The 14,956-nt window shown below is 68.2% G+C and carries 12 protein-coding genes and 2 pseudogenes; 8 read left to right on the forward strand and 6 right to left on the reverse strand.

Annotated elements, in window-relative coordinates; translation table 11 throughout:
- Positions 1 to 63: 63 nt before the first annotated feature.
- The 3 genes and pseudogenes from P8T65_RS06960 to P8T65_RS06970 form a co-directional block, all read right to left on the reverse strand.
- Positions 64 to 435, reverse strand: a pseudogene (locus P8T65_RS06960) (PP2C family protein-serine/threonine phosphatase); the annotation flags it as partial.
- Between the two features lie 36 nt (positions 436 to 471).
- On the reverse strand, positions 472 to 2,094 hold the full coding sequence (locus tag P8T65_RS06965; protein WP_316724488.1) for an ISL3 family transposase: 1,623 nt from the start codon (positions 2,092 to 2,094) through the stop codon (positions 472 to 474).
- A gap of 402 nt (positions 2,095 to 2,496) precedes the next feature.
- Positions 2,497 to 3,294 carry a siderophore-interacting protein gene (locus P8T65_RS06970; RefSeq protein ID WP_316724489.1) on the reverse strand — a complete coding sequence of 266 codons (798 nt, stop codon included), beginning with the start codon at positions 3,292 to 3,294 and terminating at the stop codon, positions 2,497 to 2,499.
- A gap of 307 nt (positions 3,295 to 3,601) precedes the next feature.
- Here P8T65_RS06970 and P8T65_RS06975 point away from each other — a divergent pair, with 307 nt between their 5' ends.
- The 4 genes from P8T65_RS06975 (at position 3,602) to P8T65_RS06990 (ending at position 7,420) form a co-directional block, all read left to right on the forward strand.
- Positions 3,602 to 4,273 (forward strand): AraC family transcriptional regulator, encoded by a 672-nt coding sequence (locus P8T65_RS06975; protein ID WP_316724490.1) that lies wholly within the window; start codon positions 3,602 to 3,604, stop codon positions 4,271 to 4,273.
- A gap of 421 nt (positions 4,274 to 4,694) precedes the next feature.
- Positions 4,695 to 5,294: a flavodoxin family protein gene (locus P8T65_RS06980; RefSeq protein WP_316724491.1), complete on the forward strand. Its 600-nt coding sequence runs from the start codon at positions 4,695 to 4,697 to the stop codon at positions 5,292 to 5,294.
- A gap of 195 nt (positions 5,295 to 5,489) precedes the next feature.
- A complete protein-coding gene (locus P8T65_RS06985) occupies positions 5,490 to 6,359 on the forward strand; it encodes a helix-turn-helix transcriptional regulator (RefSeq protein ID WP_316724492.1) in 870 nt (289 codons plus the stop codon).
- A gap of 143 nt (positions 6,360 to 6,502) precedes the next feature.
- Complete coding sequence (locus tag P8T65_RS06990) at positions 6,503 to 7,420, forward strand: IS5 family transposase (protein ID WP_316724493.1); 918 nt, start codon at positions 6,503 to 6,505, stop codon at positions 7,418 to 7,420.
- Here P8T65_RS06990 and P8T65_RS06995 read toward each other — a convergent pair.
- Positions 7,377 to 7,927, reverse strand: a pseudogene (locus tag P8T65_RS06995) (hypothetical protein). The gene P8T65_RS06990 and the pseudogene P8T65_RS06995 sit on opposite strands and share 44 nt — an antisense overlap.
- 157 nt (positions 7,928 to 8,084) lie before the next feature.
- Here P8T65_RS06995 and P8T65_RS07000 point away from each other — a divergent pair.
- The 4 genes from P8T65_RS07000 to P8T65_RS07015 all read left to right on the forward strand — a co-directional run bounded on the left by P8T65_RS07000 (position 8,085) and on the right by P8T65_RS07015 (position 13,895).
- Positions 8,085 to 9,437, forward strand: coding sequence for a helix-turn-helix domain-containing protein (locus tag P8T65_RS07000; RefSeq protein WP_316724494.1), 1,353 nt, complete (start codon positions 8,085 to 8,087; stop codon positions 9,435 to 9,437).
- Between the two features lie 213 nt (positions 9,438 to 9,650).
- Positions 9,651 to 10,574, forward strand: coding sequence for an alpha/beta fold hydrolase (locus tag P8T65_RS07005; protein ID WP_316724495.1), 924 nt, complete (start codon positions 9,651 to 9,653; stop codon positions 10,572 to 10,574).
- Positions 10,575 to 11,492: 918 nt separating this feature from the next.
- The gene (locus P8T65_RS07010; RefSeq protein WP_316724496.1) at positions 11,493 to 13,523 is read left to right on the forward strand and encodes an AAA family ATPase; all 2,031 of its coding nucleotides are present in this window, start codon (positions 11,493 to 11,495) and stop codon (positions 13,521 to 13,523) included.
- Between the two features lie 78 nt (positions 13,524 to 13,601).
- Positions 13,602 to 13,895 carry a DUF4193 domain-containing protein gene (locus P8T65_RS07015; protein WP_316724497.1) on the forward strand — a complete coding sequence of 98 codons (294 nt, stop codon included), beginning with the start codon at positions 13,602 to 13,604 and terminating at the stop codon, positions 13,893 to 13,895.
- A 90-nt stretch (positions 13,896 to 13,985) separates the two neighbouring features.
- On the opposite strand, the gene P8T65_RS07020 is transcribed toward P8T65_RS07015, so the two are convergent.
- Both P8T65_RS07020 and P8T65_RS07025 read right to left on the reverse strand, forming a co-directional pair.
- Positions 13,986 to 14,504 carry a hypothetical protein gene (locus tag P8T65_RS07020; protein WP_316724498.1) on the reverse strand — a complete coding sequence of 173 codons (519 nt, stop codon included), beginning with the start codon at positions 14,502 to 14,504 and terminating at the stop codon, positions 13,986 to 13,988.
- Positions 14,450 to 14,935 carry a hypothetical protein gene (locus P8T65_RS07025; RefSeq protein WP_316724499.1) on the reverse strand — a complete coding sequence of 162 codons (486 nt, stop codon included), beginning with the start codon at positions 14,933 to 14,935 and terminating at the stop codon, positions 14,450 to 14,452. The genes P8T65_RS07020 and P8T65_RS07025 overlap by 55 nt, the downstream gene beginning before the upstream one ends.
- Positions 14,936 to 14,956 lie beyond the last annotated feature (21 nt).

Consider the following 14,956-nt stretch of genomic DNA (forward strand, 5'->3'; position numbering starts at 1 on the left):
GCAGGTGCGTGTCTCTGATCCCGGCCGGAGCAGCTCCGGGAGTGGTCGAGAAGACGCGTGGGGTCATAGGTGAATGATGACGAGAGCGATGTCGTCGGGAGCGCCCCCGGCGACGTCGAGCCGGGCCACCAGTGCGTCGGCCAGCAGGTCAGGTGGGAGGGTCGGGTCCTGGGCCAGGGCTGTGGTCAGGCGTTCCAGGCCGGCGTCGATGTCCTCGTCGCGGCGCTCGATGAGGCCGTCGGTGTACAGCACGAGGGTGTCTCCCGGGGTATAGGGGAGGCCGGCCTGGGGGCGCGGGACATGGTGCTCGCGTGTGCCGAGTGGCGGGTCGGTGGCCTGGTCCAGCGGTTCGCAGGTCCCGTCGGAGTGGAGCAGCACGGGTGGTGGGTGCCCGGCGCTGCTGTAGATGATCAGCCTGTGTCGACGGTCATGCAATTCGGCTCTGTCGGGGATCTTGTGACGACTTCGCGGTCATGGGCTGTGGAGGATGCGTTTGCGGAGAAGCGGGAGGTGCGCGCGGCCGAAGCCCATGCGCTTGAGGAGCTTGGCTCTCGTGACGTGACCTTCGACCTGGCCCGAGCTCCAGGGGGTGGCGAAGGCGGCGGTGACGGCGTCGAGGTCGCGGCGGAAGCCGTTGACCAGCGAGTGCAGGGCGGGCAGGTCGTCGGCCATGACCCGGTCCATCCAATCTGGGAGGGCCGCAGCGTTGTGGTCTCGCATCATCGCGGCGAAGTCACGTACGTGCCGGACGGTGAGGTCCAGGTGGGGACAGCCGGTGCGGATCTCCTTGAGCTCTGCGACGTTGGCCTCGGATAGCCGGTCGGGGGCGGACATGATCCAGCGGACCACACGCCGGGGTTTAGGAAGGGTCCTGACCTGGGGCGGGGGTGTGGATGGTGACTTTGGCAGGGGACTGTGCGGCTTCTTGAACGGGCGGAAGTACCGGCGGACGCTTTGGACGTCGCCGGTGAATCCCTGTTCTTGGATCTCGCGGTGGAGACTCGGGACGTCGTGGCAGCCCTCGCGCCAGCGTTCATGGAGGTACGGCTTGTAGGGGTCGAGTATCGAAGCCCTGTGAGTGGCCTTGACCAGCAGTTCCTCCAGGCTCTGGGCGCGGGCGAATCGGCGGACGGTGGAGTGGTCCAGCCGCAGTTCCCGCCGGATCGTGGCCAGGGACTTCCCCTCGGCGAGTCGTTGCTGGACGGCCTCGTAGCGTTCGGTGGTCCGGGCCACCAGCCGCCGAGGGCGGCCCAAGACGTCGAGCGTGCCGTCGGGTGGGACGAGGCCAGGCTCCGGCTCCGGCAGCTCCGCCGTGACCAGGGGTGCTGGAGGCGGTTCTTGGATGTCGGGGGTCGGGGTGAGCGCGGCGCGGATGCAGGGGTGGTGAGCGCCGACGGTCTTCTCCACGGCTTCGGCGAGGTTGCGCCACAGATGCCAAGCGTCGGCGACTTGGAGGGCTTGCGGGGCCCCGGTGCGGGCGCCTTCGGCGTAGGCGCCGGCCCGGTCGCGGCAGATCACTTCGACCTCGGGGTGATCGCGCAGCCAGGTGGCCAGCGGCTCGGCGTCCCGGCCCGGCAGCACATCGACCGGGCGCCGCTCTTCCAGGTCCACCAGGATCGTGGCGTAGGAGTCGCCCTTGCGCAGCGCGAAGTCGTCGACGCCGAGGACGCGCACTCTGGTCTGCGGTAACTCCGGCAGCCCTTGGAGGAGTTCAAGGAGCTTGTCCTTGGCGACGCGGATGTTCAGTGCGGCCGCGAGCCGTGCACCCGGACGGCCCGCCAGACATGCGGCGATCGAGGTGAGCAGCGTGCGCAACAGCGGCGTGTATCGGGCATGCGGGCTGGTCAGCCCCTCGAGCTGCTCGGCGAACGTCACCGCCGAACACTGCGGATTGAGGCACTTGAACCGGCGCACCATGAGTTCGATCACCGCCGGGGCTCCGCCGACGGGCGCGTCAGCGAGCCGGCGCGCGTATCGGCCGTGCACACGCCACGATGCCACCCCGCATCTTGCGGCACCTCGCCGTCGGCACTGCGGAGTACGCGCAGAACGTGACCGTCCCGGCCGCACACTCGATCGACTCGACCACCACACCGGCTAAATGCGGTAGCAACCGCCCCAAACCCCCTGAACCACACACCCTGTAGATGCCCAGTTCAGGCTGGGTACGTCACAAGATCCCCGACAGAGCCGAAATACGTGAACGTCCACACGGGGGTCAGTCCGCCGGGTCCGGCGCCGATGATGCTGATCCTGGCGTCAGCGGGTGCTGGGGACTTCAAGGTTGTTCCTTTCGGTCGGAGAAGAGGAGTCACCGGGCGAACGGGCGGGGCGGCGGCGCTCAGAGGTCGCCTCGGTCATGGAGGTGCCCCGTGAACAGAACCGACCCGCGAAGGGCACGTCGCTGGGTGACGATGGGGGGCAGAGCGAGATCTGCCCCCGGAGTGGGGTGAGAGGGCGGTCCACGCGGGCCGCCTCGACCGGACACCGCGGCCGTCATCCCGGAGTCGCCCTGCCGTGCCGCCAGTAACCGACGAAAGCGATGTCGGACTTGTCGACGCCGCGCTCACGGACGAGGTGCCGCCGCAGTGTCGTGGGCAGGTGGTTCTCACCCGCCACGAAGGTGGCGAAGCGCCCTGGCGGCAGGCCGGCCTTCATCACGGTGTCGAGCGCGTAGCGCCCCGGAAGTCCGGGGCGGCCGTCGCGCGGAAGCCAGTGCACGCTGACGTGCTGTGGCGTGTTCAGCTTCTGGACGTCCGCGCTGCTGGGTACCTCGAGGAACACTTCGCTGGGCAACGCGCCCTCGTCGGAGTCCAGGATGGACAGGATGGCCGGTACCGCGGTCTCGTCCCCCACGAGCAGTTGCCATTCCACGCCATGGGGCGGGCTGTAGGCGGCTCCCTCGTCGATGATGCCGACCGGTTCGCCGGGGCGGGCACCCCGCGCCCAGGTGGAGGCCGGACTGTCCCCTTCGTGGAGCACGAACTCGATGTCCAGTTCGTTGCGGCCGGGCCAGAAGTGCCGGACCGTGTAGAAACGGACGTAGGGGCGTGCCGCCTTGCCCGTCATCATGTACTGCGCCATCCATGTGGCGTCGGACCGGGAGGGCAGCCAGAGCCGGTCCTGGCCGGGCCGCCGGAACAGGAGCCTGAATTGCTGGTCGACTCCGATCGGCCGGAAGTCCTTGAGGTCCTCTCCGCCCACGGTCACCAGCAGGAAGTTTCCGGGCCTCCACTCCTTGCGCACGACTTCGACCGACAGCACCCGACGGCTGACGGGCTTGATCCGGTTCATGGTGACGTCCTCTTCCCATGCGACGACGCCGCGACGTGAGGTGGGTACGCACCGCGCCCGGGCATCAAGTAAGGCATGCCTAACCGTAGAATGGCGCTTGTGCGCATGGTGGCCATGCGATACCCCGGAACGGCCAGACCGTGATCGGAGCACGGGGCGAACGGGACTTGTGGGCCGGGACGGGACGGATCGGATCGGATCGGCGGATGGAGAGGTGAGCGTCTTGGCTCAGGTGACAGCTCCGGGCGAGGGAACCGCCTCGCCGATCCTGAGCATCGATCACCAGCATGCGCATCCGCCCCTCCCGATGGCACCCCATACCCATGCGGAGCCGATGCTGCTGTGGGCGTCGACCACTGCCGTCACCCTGCGCACGGTCTCGCACGACTGGCTGGTGCCTCCGGGACACGGCCTGTGGATTCCCGGCCGCGTCGAGCACACGGGGACGACACGGCACGCCGGTGAACTGTGCGTCATCCGGTTCATGGCCACACGCTGCCCCGTCGACTGGGCGCAGCCCACCGGCGTCGCCGTCGGGCCGCTGCTTCGTGAGCTCATCCGATACCTGCGGGCCGAGCCGGACGCGGCGAGCCGCCGGCATGCCGAAGCCCTCCTCTTCGAGGTCCTCCGGCCGCTGCCGACCCACTCGATCCAGGTGCCCATGCCCGCCGAACCGCGCTTGCGTACGATCACCGAGCGACTCATTGACTCGCCCGGAGATCAGCGAGAACTGGCGATGTGGGCGGCGGAGGTGCACAGCGGGGTGCGAACTCTGTCACGACTCTTCCTCGCCGAGACAGGGCTGACCTTCTCGCAGTGGAGGACTCGGGTCCGTGTCCGCGCCGCAGTAGGCCATCTGGCGACCGGCGCATCGGTCAAGGCCACCGCGCGGGCTGTGGGATACCGAAAGCCCAGCGCCTTCATCGCCGCCTTTCAGCGCGTGACCGGGCAGACGCCCGGTACCTACGGGGGCGAGTAGGAGCCATACAGCGAGTGCGGTTCGGTGTCACATGATGTGACGCTCGGGTCGAGCGGGTTGTCCACTGCGCTGGGCTTGATCCCCTTTGACGGACATCATCCTTCTGGAGCGGCAGCCACTGATCTTCGATGTCCGCCAAACAGGATCAGGCCCAGGTGTGGGCCGAAGGCGCCTGCGCGAGCGCATATGGCAGGTCGAGCGCGATGCCCCTGTGGATGTCAAGGGTTGCGGGGTTGCGGGGTTGCGCTTCCCCTCCTCCTGGCCGGAAACCTGCGCCATGAATTCGTAAAACCAACAGGTGGCCCGGAACAACAGCGGGGGCAGCGCAGCCAGGGACCAGTCCTTCCTACCTTCGCATTCGAATTCCGTGCCACGCTTCCTGAGCCCGGTTCACGCAATGCTTTTCGAGGAGAAAAATCCTATGTCCGCTCTCTCCCGTCCCGCTGTCGCCGTCGCTTTCCATTCCGGCTCAGGCCACACTGCCGTGATGGCCGAGGCCGTGGCGCGTGGTGCTGCGCAGGCCGGCGCCGAGGTGATCTCCATTCCTGTGGACACGATCACGGATGAGCAGTGGGTGCGGCTGGACGCCGCCGACGCGATCATCTTCGGTGCCCCCACCTACATGGGCACCGCCTCCGCCGCCTTCCACACCTTCGCCGAGGCCAGCAGCAAGCGCTGGTACACCCAGACCTGGGCCGACAAGATCGCCGCCGGGTTCACCAACTCCAGTGCGAAGAACGGCGACAAGTCCTCGACCCTGGGCTATTTCTTCACCCTGGCCGCCCAGCACGGCATGCACTGGGTCAGCCTCGGCGTGCACCCGGGCTGGGCCTCCACCGAAGGCAGCGAGGACGACGTCAACCGGCTGGGCTACTTCGTCGGAGCGGGCGCCCAGACCCCGGTCGATGCCGGTCCGGAAGCGGTCCACAAGGCGGACATCGCCACCGCCGAGGGCCTCGGCGCCCGTGTCGCGCAACAGACCGCGTTCTTCCGCGCCGGCCGCGCCGCCCTCGCCGCCTGACTTCAAACGACATGGGGTGTCCGAACCCAGAACCACCCAGCTCCGTGACGGCCTGTACGTCGTGCGCTGGACCGAGCCGGTGACCACGTCACCCGCATCGAGGACTACACCGTCGCAATTCATCTTGAAGGTGAGGCTTCCAGGGACAGATCTCTCCCCCCTGACAACACCGCTCTCCGATGTCAGGGTGATGGCATGAACCGCGATCCTCACCGCCACGATCTGGGGGAATTTCTCAAGGCGCGCCGCGCCGAGCTCGACCCGGCCGCCGTCGGCCTGCCCGGCGGCGGCCAGCGGCGCGTCGCGGGTCTGCGCCGTGAGGAGGTCGCCGTACTGGCGGCCATCAGCACCGACTACTACGCCCGCCTCGAGCAGGGCCGTATCCAGCCCTCGCCGTCCGTGCTGGAGTCCCTGGCCCGCGTCCTGCACCTGGACGACGACCAGCGGGCCTACCTGTACGAGCTCGCGGCCAGGGAGGAGTTCCGCCCGCCCCGCAGGAAGCCTCGCCCCAAGGCGCAGCCGCAGCTGCGGCGCATGATCGACGACATGGCGCACACCCCCGCCTTCGTGATCGGACCGCGCACCGAGATCGTCGCCTGGAACGCCATGGGCGCCGCCCTGATCACCGACTTCACCAAGATCCCCGAGAAGCAGCGCTACCACATCAGGCTGCTCATCACCGACCCCGCGATGCGTCAGCTGTACGCGGACTGGGAGGGTGTCACCCGGCAAGCCATCGCCCTGATGCGGATGCACAACACGAACAACCCCGGGGACCCGCAACTCGCTGCCATGGTGGAGGAACTCTCCGCCCGGGACGAGCAGTTCCGCCAGTGGTGGGGCGCGCACCACGTCGCCGTCTGCGACACCGGCACCAAACACCTGCGCCACCCTGTCGTCGGGGACCTGCACCTGGACTGGAACGCCGTCACCTGGGCCGCCGACCCCGACCTGCAGATCATCGTCTGGACCGCCGAGTCCGGCACCCCGACCCACGACAGCCTGCGCATGCTGGCCTCATGGGCGGCCGACCCGAGCCGCACGACCAGCGGCAGCTCCATCTGAGAAGCTGTTGTCGTTCCGATCCTGAGGGATGCGTTTCGAACGGGAGTCTCGATCGGGTGGTCGCCGACCACTGGGCGCATGCGAGTGGGACCTCCTGAACAGCTCGTTGGTGTCGAATCACCGAGCAACATCAGGAGGCCCCGGTGCCGCAGTCTTCCGTGTCGATGTCCTGGCAGTCCACTTCGGTCGCCCTGGAGTGTGACTGCCTGGCTCACCGGTTCGGAAACGCAGCCGACAACGGGGTGCGCGAGCGCCGGTATCCGACCGATATGACCGACGTCGAGTGGGCCTGGGTCCGGCCGCTGCTGCCGGTGCCGGGCTGGATGCGCGGCCGCGGCGGGCAGCCGGAGGCGTACTGCCACCGCGCGATACTGGACGCGATCCGCTGCCTGGTCGACAACGGCATCAAGTGGCGGGCGATGCCGGCCGATTTCCCGCCGTGGGACCGGGCGTACGCCTTCTTCCGCCGCTGGCGCGACCATGGCCTGGTCAGGGAGTTCCACGACCGGCTGCGCGCGCGGGTCCGCGAGACGCTGGGCAATGACCCCGAGCCCACGGCCGGGGTGATCGGCTCGCAGTCGGTCAAGGCGGACGCCGTCGTCGGCACGGACAGCCGCGGCTACGACGGCGGCAAGCAGATCAACGGGCGCAAGCGGCACGTCGTGGTCGACACCCTCGGCCTGCTGCTGGGCGTGATGGTCACCAGCGCGGACGTCGGCGACCGTGCCGCCGCGCAGGTCCTGCTGGCGCGGGTGGCCGACGCGCACCACCGTCTCGCCCTCGTCTGGGCGGACGGCGGTTGCACCGGCAGCCTCGTCGAGCACTGCCTGGCCACGTTCGCGCTGGTGCTGGCGATCGTCAAGCGCAGCGACGACGTCAAGGGCTTCGTGGTGCTGCCCAAGCGGTGGATCGTCGAGCGTCTGTTCGCCCACCTGATGCAAAGCCGCCGCCTGGCCCGCGACTACGAACGCCGCACCGCCAGTGCCGAGGCGATGATCCTGTGGTCGATGACCATGGTCATGAGCCGCCGCCTGGCTGGGCCACACCTCGGGCGGGCGTGAACCGGCCCGGCGCCGGCTCGGCCAGCCAGCCACGCGCGAGAAGGCGTTTCGCCTTCGACCGCAGCGCTTCCACACGGGCCGGCACCACCTCCATGCCGAACGCGGCGGCCATCTCCTGGCAGGTCACCGGCCCCTGACCGAGCCGGACCCGGTCCGCCCCCAACTGCAGGATGCGCTGGTAGTCCACCGACAGCACCGCCCAGTCGAGCCCCTCACGCCACATGGGCACCCGCGACTTCGGCTTCGCCGCCTCCGGCAGCGGCGGCATCGTTGTGGACTGCTCCTCGGCGGACGGCACGCTCTGGTCGGCCCGGGCATGGTCCTGCCCCATCTCTTCCGCCGGGGCCAGCCCTCGCCGACCCGCGAGCGGGCGATGGCTCACTTCTGCCATTCCCGCTCGGCCACGGCCGGCTCGGCCTGGACGCGGTCGGCCTCCTCCCGCAACTCGTCCACCCGACGGCGAGCACCCAGCTCGCGCTGTTCCAGCAGCCCGACCACCGACGGCATCCACGCCCCCCCACACACACAGCAGCGACGACATGACAAGCCGTCACTCCCACCAGATCACCGACCCTACGCCCCACCAGCGAAAACGCAGCCCTCACGTCTGGAAAGACTGTGAGGATGATCTGGTACCGCTTCGAGCGGTGGCCTGACCCGCGGAATGACTGGCTTCGATGCCTTTCTGTTGATCAACAGCCTCTCACGGCAACTTGTGCTCGATGCACAAACTTGTGACGCTGGTGTGGTGTCAACGGTGCTGGGCAGGCCTGAACTGGCGGAATGGCTGGCGGCGAGATCCGCAGCGGTCGTCGATGACATCGCTGCGAGGGTACTCGCGAGGCTCCAAGAGCAGGGGCCTGTCGATATCGACCTGGCTCTACTGAGGGGAGTGGTTCAGGACAACGTCAACATCCTCCTGCATCTGCTCGCGAACCCGGACGAAGTCGGAACTGCGCTTCCCCCACACCGGACGGTCTCCCTCATCCGTGCCTTGGCGCGGAGCGGCATGCCTCTGTACGACGTGGTGGACGCCTACCTGTTCGCCGAGCGCAGGTGGATCCGCGCGTGCGTAGCGGAGTTGACAGATCTGGCCGAGGACGTGCCCTCGGCGTTCGCCTCGGTCCTGTATCTGTTGGATCTCGATCGCTTGTTCGTTGAGCACAACCTCCGGCTGCTGGCTGGGGAGTACGAGCAGGAGCGCATCCGCTGGGCAGAGCATGGCGAGTCGTTGCGCTCCCAGGCGATCGAAGGGCTTTTGTCGGGCAATCACGCGGAGGTCGGCAGCGCCGAGGCCGCGTTGGGATATCGGCTACGCCGCCGACACGTCGCTGCGATCATTTGGGCACTGGACTCCGCTGCGGGCGAGAGCGATCCGATCCGCTTCGATGGGGCGATCTCGGCTCTGGCCAAGGCTCTCGGCGCGGTGGGGGCACCGCTTGTCACCTCGCGCGACCGGTCCATCCGGTGGTTCTGGCTCCCGGTGACGGACGCCCCGCTGGACACCGCGGCTATCCGCGACAAGTTGGACTCCGTTGACGCCAACCTCTGCATCGCCCTCGGCGAACCCGCCAGGGGCCCGGACGGTTTCGCCCGCAGCCACCGGCAGGCCGCAGCGGCGTACGCGGTCGGGAAGATTGCCGTTCCGCACGGCGGTCGAGCGCTCGTGGTGCCCTACCAAGAAGTCGGCGCGATCGCCTTCCTCGCCGCAGACCTCGACCAGGCCCAGGACTGGGTGACGCAAACACTGGGCCGACTCGCCCTCGATGCGCCGAGAGAGAGCGAGCTTCGCGGCACCCTCGAGGCATACCTTGGATCCAGCCGCAGCGTCTCCGCCGCGGCGCGCGTGCTGAACTGCCACCGCAACACCGTGCACTACCGGCTCTCGGTCGCCGAGAGGCTGCTCGGACATCCGGTCTCCGATTCCGCTCATGACTTGCCGCTGGCCCTTGCAGCGGCACGGTGGCTCGGCGCGGCCGTCCTGGTTGACCCAGCCGCCCCGCCCGAACGGGAATAGCCCGAACAAGAACAGACGGCGGCGCTCGCCCCCTGCTGTGCAGACTGCACAAGGCCCCTCCAAGACTCTGTGCCGGGCGACGATGCCGCTACCGCAGTCCGCCGTGCATCATTCGTGACGCTGCCACGTCGTGACGCGCGGCATCCCGTTCACGGGCGGTCCAGCCGGCGGCGGACGCTCCACGTGGCTGCTGATTCGAGGAACGAGGACGAGATGACTACCCCCATACCGACACGCGCAGACGTGCATTTCCGGTCCGGAGAGCGCAACTGCGCGGCTTGGCTGTACTTGCCCGACGGGGCCGGCCCCGAGCACCAGGTTCCGATCGTCGTGATGGGGCATGGGTTCACCGGTGTGAAGGAACAACGGCTCGACGCGTTTGCCGAGCGTTTCGTGGCCGCTGGATACGCATGCCTGGTCTTCGACTACCGCCATTTCGGTGGAAGCGAAGGAATGCCGCGCGAGCTGGTCAACGTCAAGCGCCAACTTCAGGACTGGCGCAACGCGGTCGCGTTTGCCCGTTCGGTACCCGAGGCCGACGCTGACCGAGTCATCCTGTGGGGCACATCGTTCGCTGGCGGGCACGTCCTGGTGACCGCCGCTGACGATCCCGGGATCGCCGCTGTCATCTCTCAGTGCCCCTTCACCGACGGTCAAGCGGCAGGCAAGGCCATGCCCAAGCTGACTGCCCTCAAGCTGATGGGCAAGGCGTTCCAGGACGTCATCGCTGCTCGTCTCGGACGAGAGCCCGTGCGCATCGACGGGATGGGACGACCAGGAACAGTGGCCGTGATGTCCTCTCCCGACGCTTTGCCAGGCTTCGAAGCCTTGCTCGCAGCCTCCGGTCTCGATCAAGCGAACCTAGCTGTGCCGGCGCGTGTCATGTTCGAGATCGCGACCTACATGCCCGGAAAGAGCGCCGAGAAAATCGGCTGCCCAGCGCTGTTCGCAGTGTGTGACCGCGACAGCGTGGCGCCGGCCAAGACGACCATCCGTCACCTCTCCAAGGCACCGTGGGGCACCGTGAAGCGATACGACGTCGGTCACTTCGACATCTACGTCGGCGAGGTGTTTGAGCGGGTAGTCAGCGACCAGGTCGCCTTCCTCACCGCAAACGTGCCCCCCAGGGTTCAGTGAACACTGCGCATCATGATGTTGCTGGTCACGGGTCTAGTGAGCGCGGGGTTCGGGATGCTCGTGTGGTCGTGGGTGGATGACTTCGGTGAAGATCGGTCTTCGAAACAGCGCCGAGCATGCCCGCTCATCATGCCGGCACACGGGAAATTCCAAGATCCCCGACTGTGAGGATGCCCGAGGCACCGCTCGGGGGTCCGACCCGATCCCCGATTGACGCTCCGGCTGTCCTCACTCTGGATCGTCAACCTGACGAGCGGTGCCATTACGCGTACCGGCTCCGCGACCGTGACCTCATAGAAGCGTGACCCACGTGGTCCCATCGCAGTCGTGTCCTTCCGCCGAGCCGGTACGCGCGCCCACATGACCGCGCACGGAAGGACCAACCCGGCCGCCAGCCGCAGCCCATCGCAGTGGTCGGCGGGATCGACACGCACACCGACCTCCACCAGGCCGCCGTCATCGAAACCATCGGCCGGCACCTGGCCACCGAGGCATTCCCCCCAAGCCTAAAGGCTATCGGCACCTGCTGGCGTGGCTGCGCTCGCACGGCTGGCCTTCGTGCCCACCCCCGCAGTGATCCGACGCCTGCCTCCGCAACGCAGTGGCTTTGTCGCATGTCACGGCAGGTCCCGCCGGAATTCAGCGGTGGGTGAGCAGCCGTCTTCAGCCGTCCATGAGCACCGATCTGGGGACACACATGCGGCGTAAATGCAAATTGACTAAGCCGAGCCAAACGCATACCTGCATTCCCCCAGGTCATTCATATTCCCCTCCCATAGGCAACGATCAACCCATGTAAGTCAAGACTTACTTTTGAATAATTTCGACCGCATAGTGGTGGCTCGAACCGAGAGGAGCCCCCTGTTGTCGCAGGTCAACGACCCCGCTGTGCGTCAGGTCGAATTGGAACGAGCTCATGTGTCCGCCTTGTACGAACTGCTCGCCGAGCGGCTCTCCGAGGCGCGGGCGCACCGGGCGGATGTACTCACGGCTCCGGCCGAGAGCGCCGGTGAGGTATATGAGCGAGAGGTCGCCGCTGAACGTCTGACCAAGGAGATCGGTCGGCTTGAGGGCGCCGAGAATGGGCTGGTTTTTGGCCGCATTGACTGGACGGACGACACCGCTCTGCGCATCGGCCGGATCGGACTGCAGACGGAGGCCGACGACCTGCCCCTGCTCGTGGACTGGCGTGCGACCGCGGCGCGGCCTTTCTACGAGGCGACGCCGGTTCACCCGATGAACCTGCGGCGGCGTCGGCATCTGCGCCTGGAGGATCGCACGGTGGTCGCAGTGAGCGACGAACTGCTGGACGGCTCCGCCCCGACTGCCGAAGACGTAGTGGGCGACGGCCCGTTGACCGACGCTCTTTCGGCACGGCGTACGGGCCGGATGCAAGCGGCCGTCGCGACGCTGCAGGCCGAGCAGGACGAGATCGTTCGCTCCGCGCACCGCGGGGTGACGGTGGTGCAAGGCGGGCCCGGCACGGGGAAGACGGTGGTCGCCCTGCACCGGGCAGCGTATGTCCTGTACACGTTCCCGCGCGCCGCGGAGCAAGGTGTCCTGGTGGTCGGGCCGAACGTGCGGTTTCTCGACTACATCTCCCAGGTCCTGCCCTCGCTCGGCGAGAACGACGTCGTCCTGGCGACCTGCCAGGAACTGGCCGGAGTGTTCCCGGACACGGTGGAGCCGTTCGATGCGGCGCGTCTCAAGGGCAGCTCCGTCCTCGCCGACGCTCTGGCCTCCCTGCTGCGCGTCCACCAGGCTGCGGATGGCGACTTCGCTGTGCGGGTCGGAGACGATGTAGTTCACCTCTCGGGCGAGAGAGTCGCCGTGGCACGCGACGCCACCGTGGCGACCGAGCTGGGGCACAACCCCTCGCGCCAGGTGTTCAAGGAGCTCCTGGTCGACGCCGTCACCGATGCGCTGGCACGCAATATGGGCGACCTCCTGGAGCGGATCGATTCCGAGGTCGCCCAGCTGACGGGCAGGAACCTCGACCGGTTCACGGCGGCCGACCTGCGCCACGGCCACGACGGCGCGGCCGCCCCGGGACCGGCCGTCGAGTTCGACGCGGACGCCGTCCGGGCCGATCTCCTCGACGACGCCCACGTCGACCGAGCGGTGGAGGCGCTGTGGCCGCGGCTGGTACCCGCCGACCTCGTGAGGGCTCTCCTGACCGACCCTGCCTCTCTCGCCGAGCATCTGCCCCGGCTGACCGCGGACGAGCGGTCAGGTCTGCTGCGCAGTCCGGACGACCCGTGGACGGATGCCGATGTGCCGCTGCTGGACGAGGCGGCGAGCCTGATCGACGGCCCGCCGGAGCGGACGTATGGGCACGTCGTCGTCGACGAGGCACAGGAATTGACCGCCATGCAGTGGCGGATGATCGTCCGCCGCTGCCCGGCACGAGCGATGACGCTGGTGGGCGACTTCGCCCAGGCCGGCCCGGTCGCGACAGCACGCGACTGGAAGGAGGCATTGAGTCCGCATGTCGGCCCGCGGTTCAACCTCCACAACCTGACCGTCAGTTACCGCACCACCCAGGAAGTCCTGGACAGTGTGCGAGACCTGCTCGCGCGGATCGCTCCGGACCAGAAGCCGACACGGTCGCTGCGACGTGGTGAGGCTCCTCGCACCCTGACCGCACCTTTGGACGGGCTGGTCGCCACCGTCGCCCAGGAGATTCGTGCCCAGCACACCGCCCACCCGGGAGAGCTGGTCGGGGTGATCTGCGCGGACACGAGGGTGGGCGAGCTGACGGCCGCGGGCATCGCGCAGCTCGCACGCGTAGTGCCGGCGTCCCAAGCGCGCGGTCTGGAGTTCGACGGGGTCATCGTCATGAGCCCCGCGGAGATCATCACAGCCCGCCCCAGCGGGGAAAGGGACCTGTACGTAGCCCTGACCCGGGCCACCAAGAGGCTCTGCATGATTACCGCCCAGCCCGCCTGACGTATCACCGTCCGCTTCCTATCGCCCATGCGCCACAGACATGCGCAGGCACCGTAAGCATCAGACAGAGAAGGTGGCATGGCAAAGGACTACGACGCCCCACGCAATGACGGCGTCATCGACAACCTCGAGGAGCTCAAAGCCCGGAGCACGTCCACATCCGCTCCCGCCATTGACGTCGACGAGTTCGAGGCCTCCGAGGGCCTCGAACTGCCCGGCGCCGACCTCTCCAGCGAGCAACTGGCCATCCCAGTACTTCCGCCGCTGGACGACGAATTCGTCTGTACGGCCTGCTTCCTCGTGTACCACCGTAGCCAACTTGCCAGCGGAAACAGCACTCTCCGCATCTGCCGTGACTGCGACCACACCTGACATCACGCCGACTACGACAACGCCCCACGACCCGTCCCGGCATCGCCATGTGCTCCTGCCGGGGACCCGGCCGTGATCCCTTCGTAGGGCTCACGGCGTAGGTGAGGACGAGCGGCGCGCTCCCGGTGAGAGACCTCTCTCGAGCCGGAGCGCGCCTCCCACTGTCCGCCCCATTGCTGTGAACAAGCCGGCAGCACGGGCCCCCAGCATCGCGGTGACCGCCAAGGGCGTGACCACGCGCGCCCATGACGGGGTGATCTGGTCGCGTCCGCTGCGGGCGGGATGGGCGGCGACGGCGATCAGTTCGGTGCGGATGGTGGCGCCGCGGGCCTTCCCGTGGCGGGCCGAGGCCAGTGCACCCAGTGCTCGGGTCAGCGTGCGGGCGGTGACCGCGAGCAAGACCTGCTCAACGACTGCGTGGCCGCGGCGGTCGGACTCGGCGCGGAGGAGTAACGGGCTGTCGATGAACAACGCGTGATACCGGTAGGTGGCGAACAGCTCACCCTGGCCCTGCGCGGCGGCCTTGCGGTTGAGCCGCTTCGCCCGCCGCACGATCATGCTGCCTTCGGTGCGGTGCGCGGCCTTGGGGGCGAACGCGGTGTAGGGCACTTCGGCGATCTCGGGTCGGAAATCCAGGTGTCGGTGGCTTCGTCGTAGATGGCGTTGGCGTAGTTGATCGCGGTCCATGCGTCGTCGGCGATGCCGGTGATCGCCTGTTTGACCTTGGGATCCATCCGCACGGTGACCGAGAAGTACGCCCCGTTGCGGCGGCACGCGGCCACCAGGGTGGCCGCGCCCCGGGTGGAGCTGGCGTTGCCGCCCCGCGACCGCGCCGCCACCACCGGCGCGGCCAGCGGCGTGGACACGGTGGCGGCCAGCACGTTCAGCCCGCGCACCAACGGCGACTTCGACGCGGTCTTGGCGTGCCCGAACGCCGCGCGCTGCTTCGTGCCGCCGAACACCCGCCGTTGCACCGAGTCGACACCGATATACGCCAGCGCGGCCAGCACCCGGCGGTGCACCGCGGCGAGCTGGCGCACGTTGCCGTGAACGAACGCCCG

Origin of the sequence: Streptomyces sp. 11x1, assembly GCF_032598905.1 — a bacterium.
Lineage (GTDB): Bacteria > Actinomycetota > Actinomycetes > Streptomycetales > Streptomycetaceae > Streptomyces.

Bases quoted from the DNA above. Each gene is read 5' to 3' on its own strand.
- P8T65_RS06970 (WP_316724489.1), bottom strand. From the start codon at position 3,294: ATGAACCGGATCAAGCCCGTCAGCCGTCGGGTGCTGTCGGTCGAAGTC.
- P8T65_RS06975 (WP_316724490.1), top strand. From the start codon at position 3,602: ATGGCACCCCATACCCATGCGGAGCCGATGCTGCTGTGGGCGTCGACC.
- P8T65_RS06980 (WP_316724491.1), top strand. From the start codon at position 4,695: ATGTCCGCTCTCTCCCGTCCCGCTGTCGCCGTCGCTTTCCATTCCGGC.
- P8T65_RS06985 (WP_316724492.1), top strand. From the start codon at position 5,490: ATGAACCGCGATCCTCACCGCCACGATCTGGGGGAATTTCTCAAGGCG.
- P8T65_RS07000 (WP_316724494.1), top strand. From the start codon at position 8,085: ATGACTGGCTTCGATGCCTTTCTGTTGATCAACAGCCTCTCACGGCAA.
- P8T65_RS07005 (WP_316724495.1), top strand. From the start codon at position 9,651: ATGACTACCCCCATACCGACACGCGCAGACGTGCATTTCCGGTCCGGA.
- P8T65_RS07015 (WP_316724497.1), top strand. From the start codon at position 13,602: ATGGCAAAGGACTACGACGCCCCACGCAATGACGGCGTCATCGACAAC.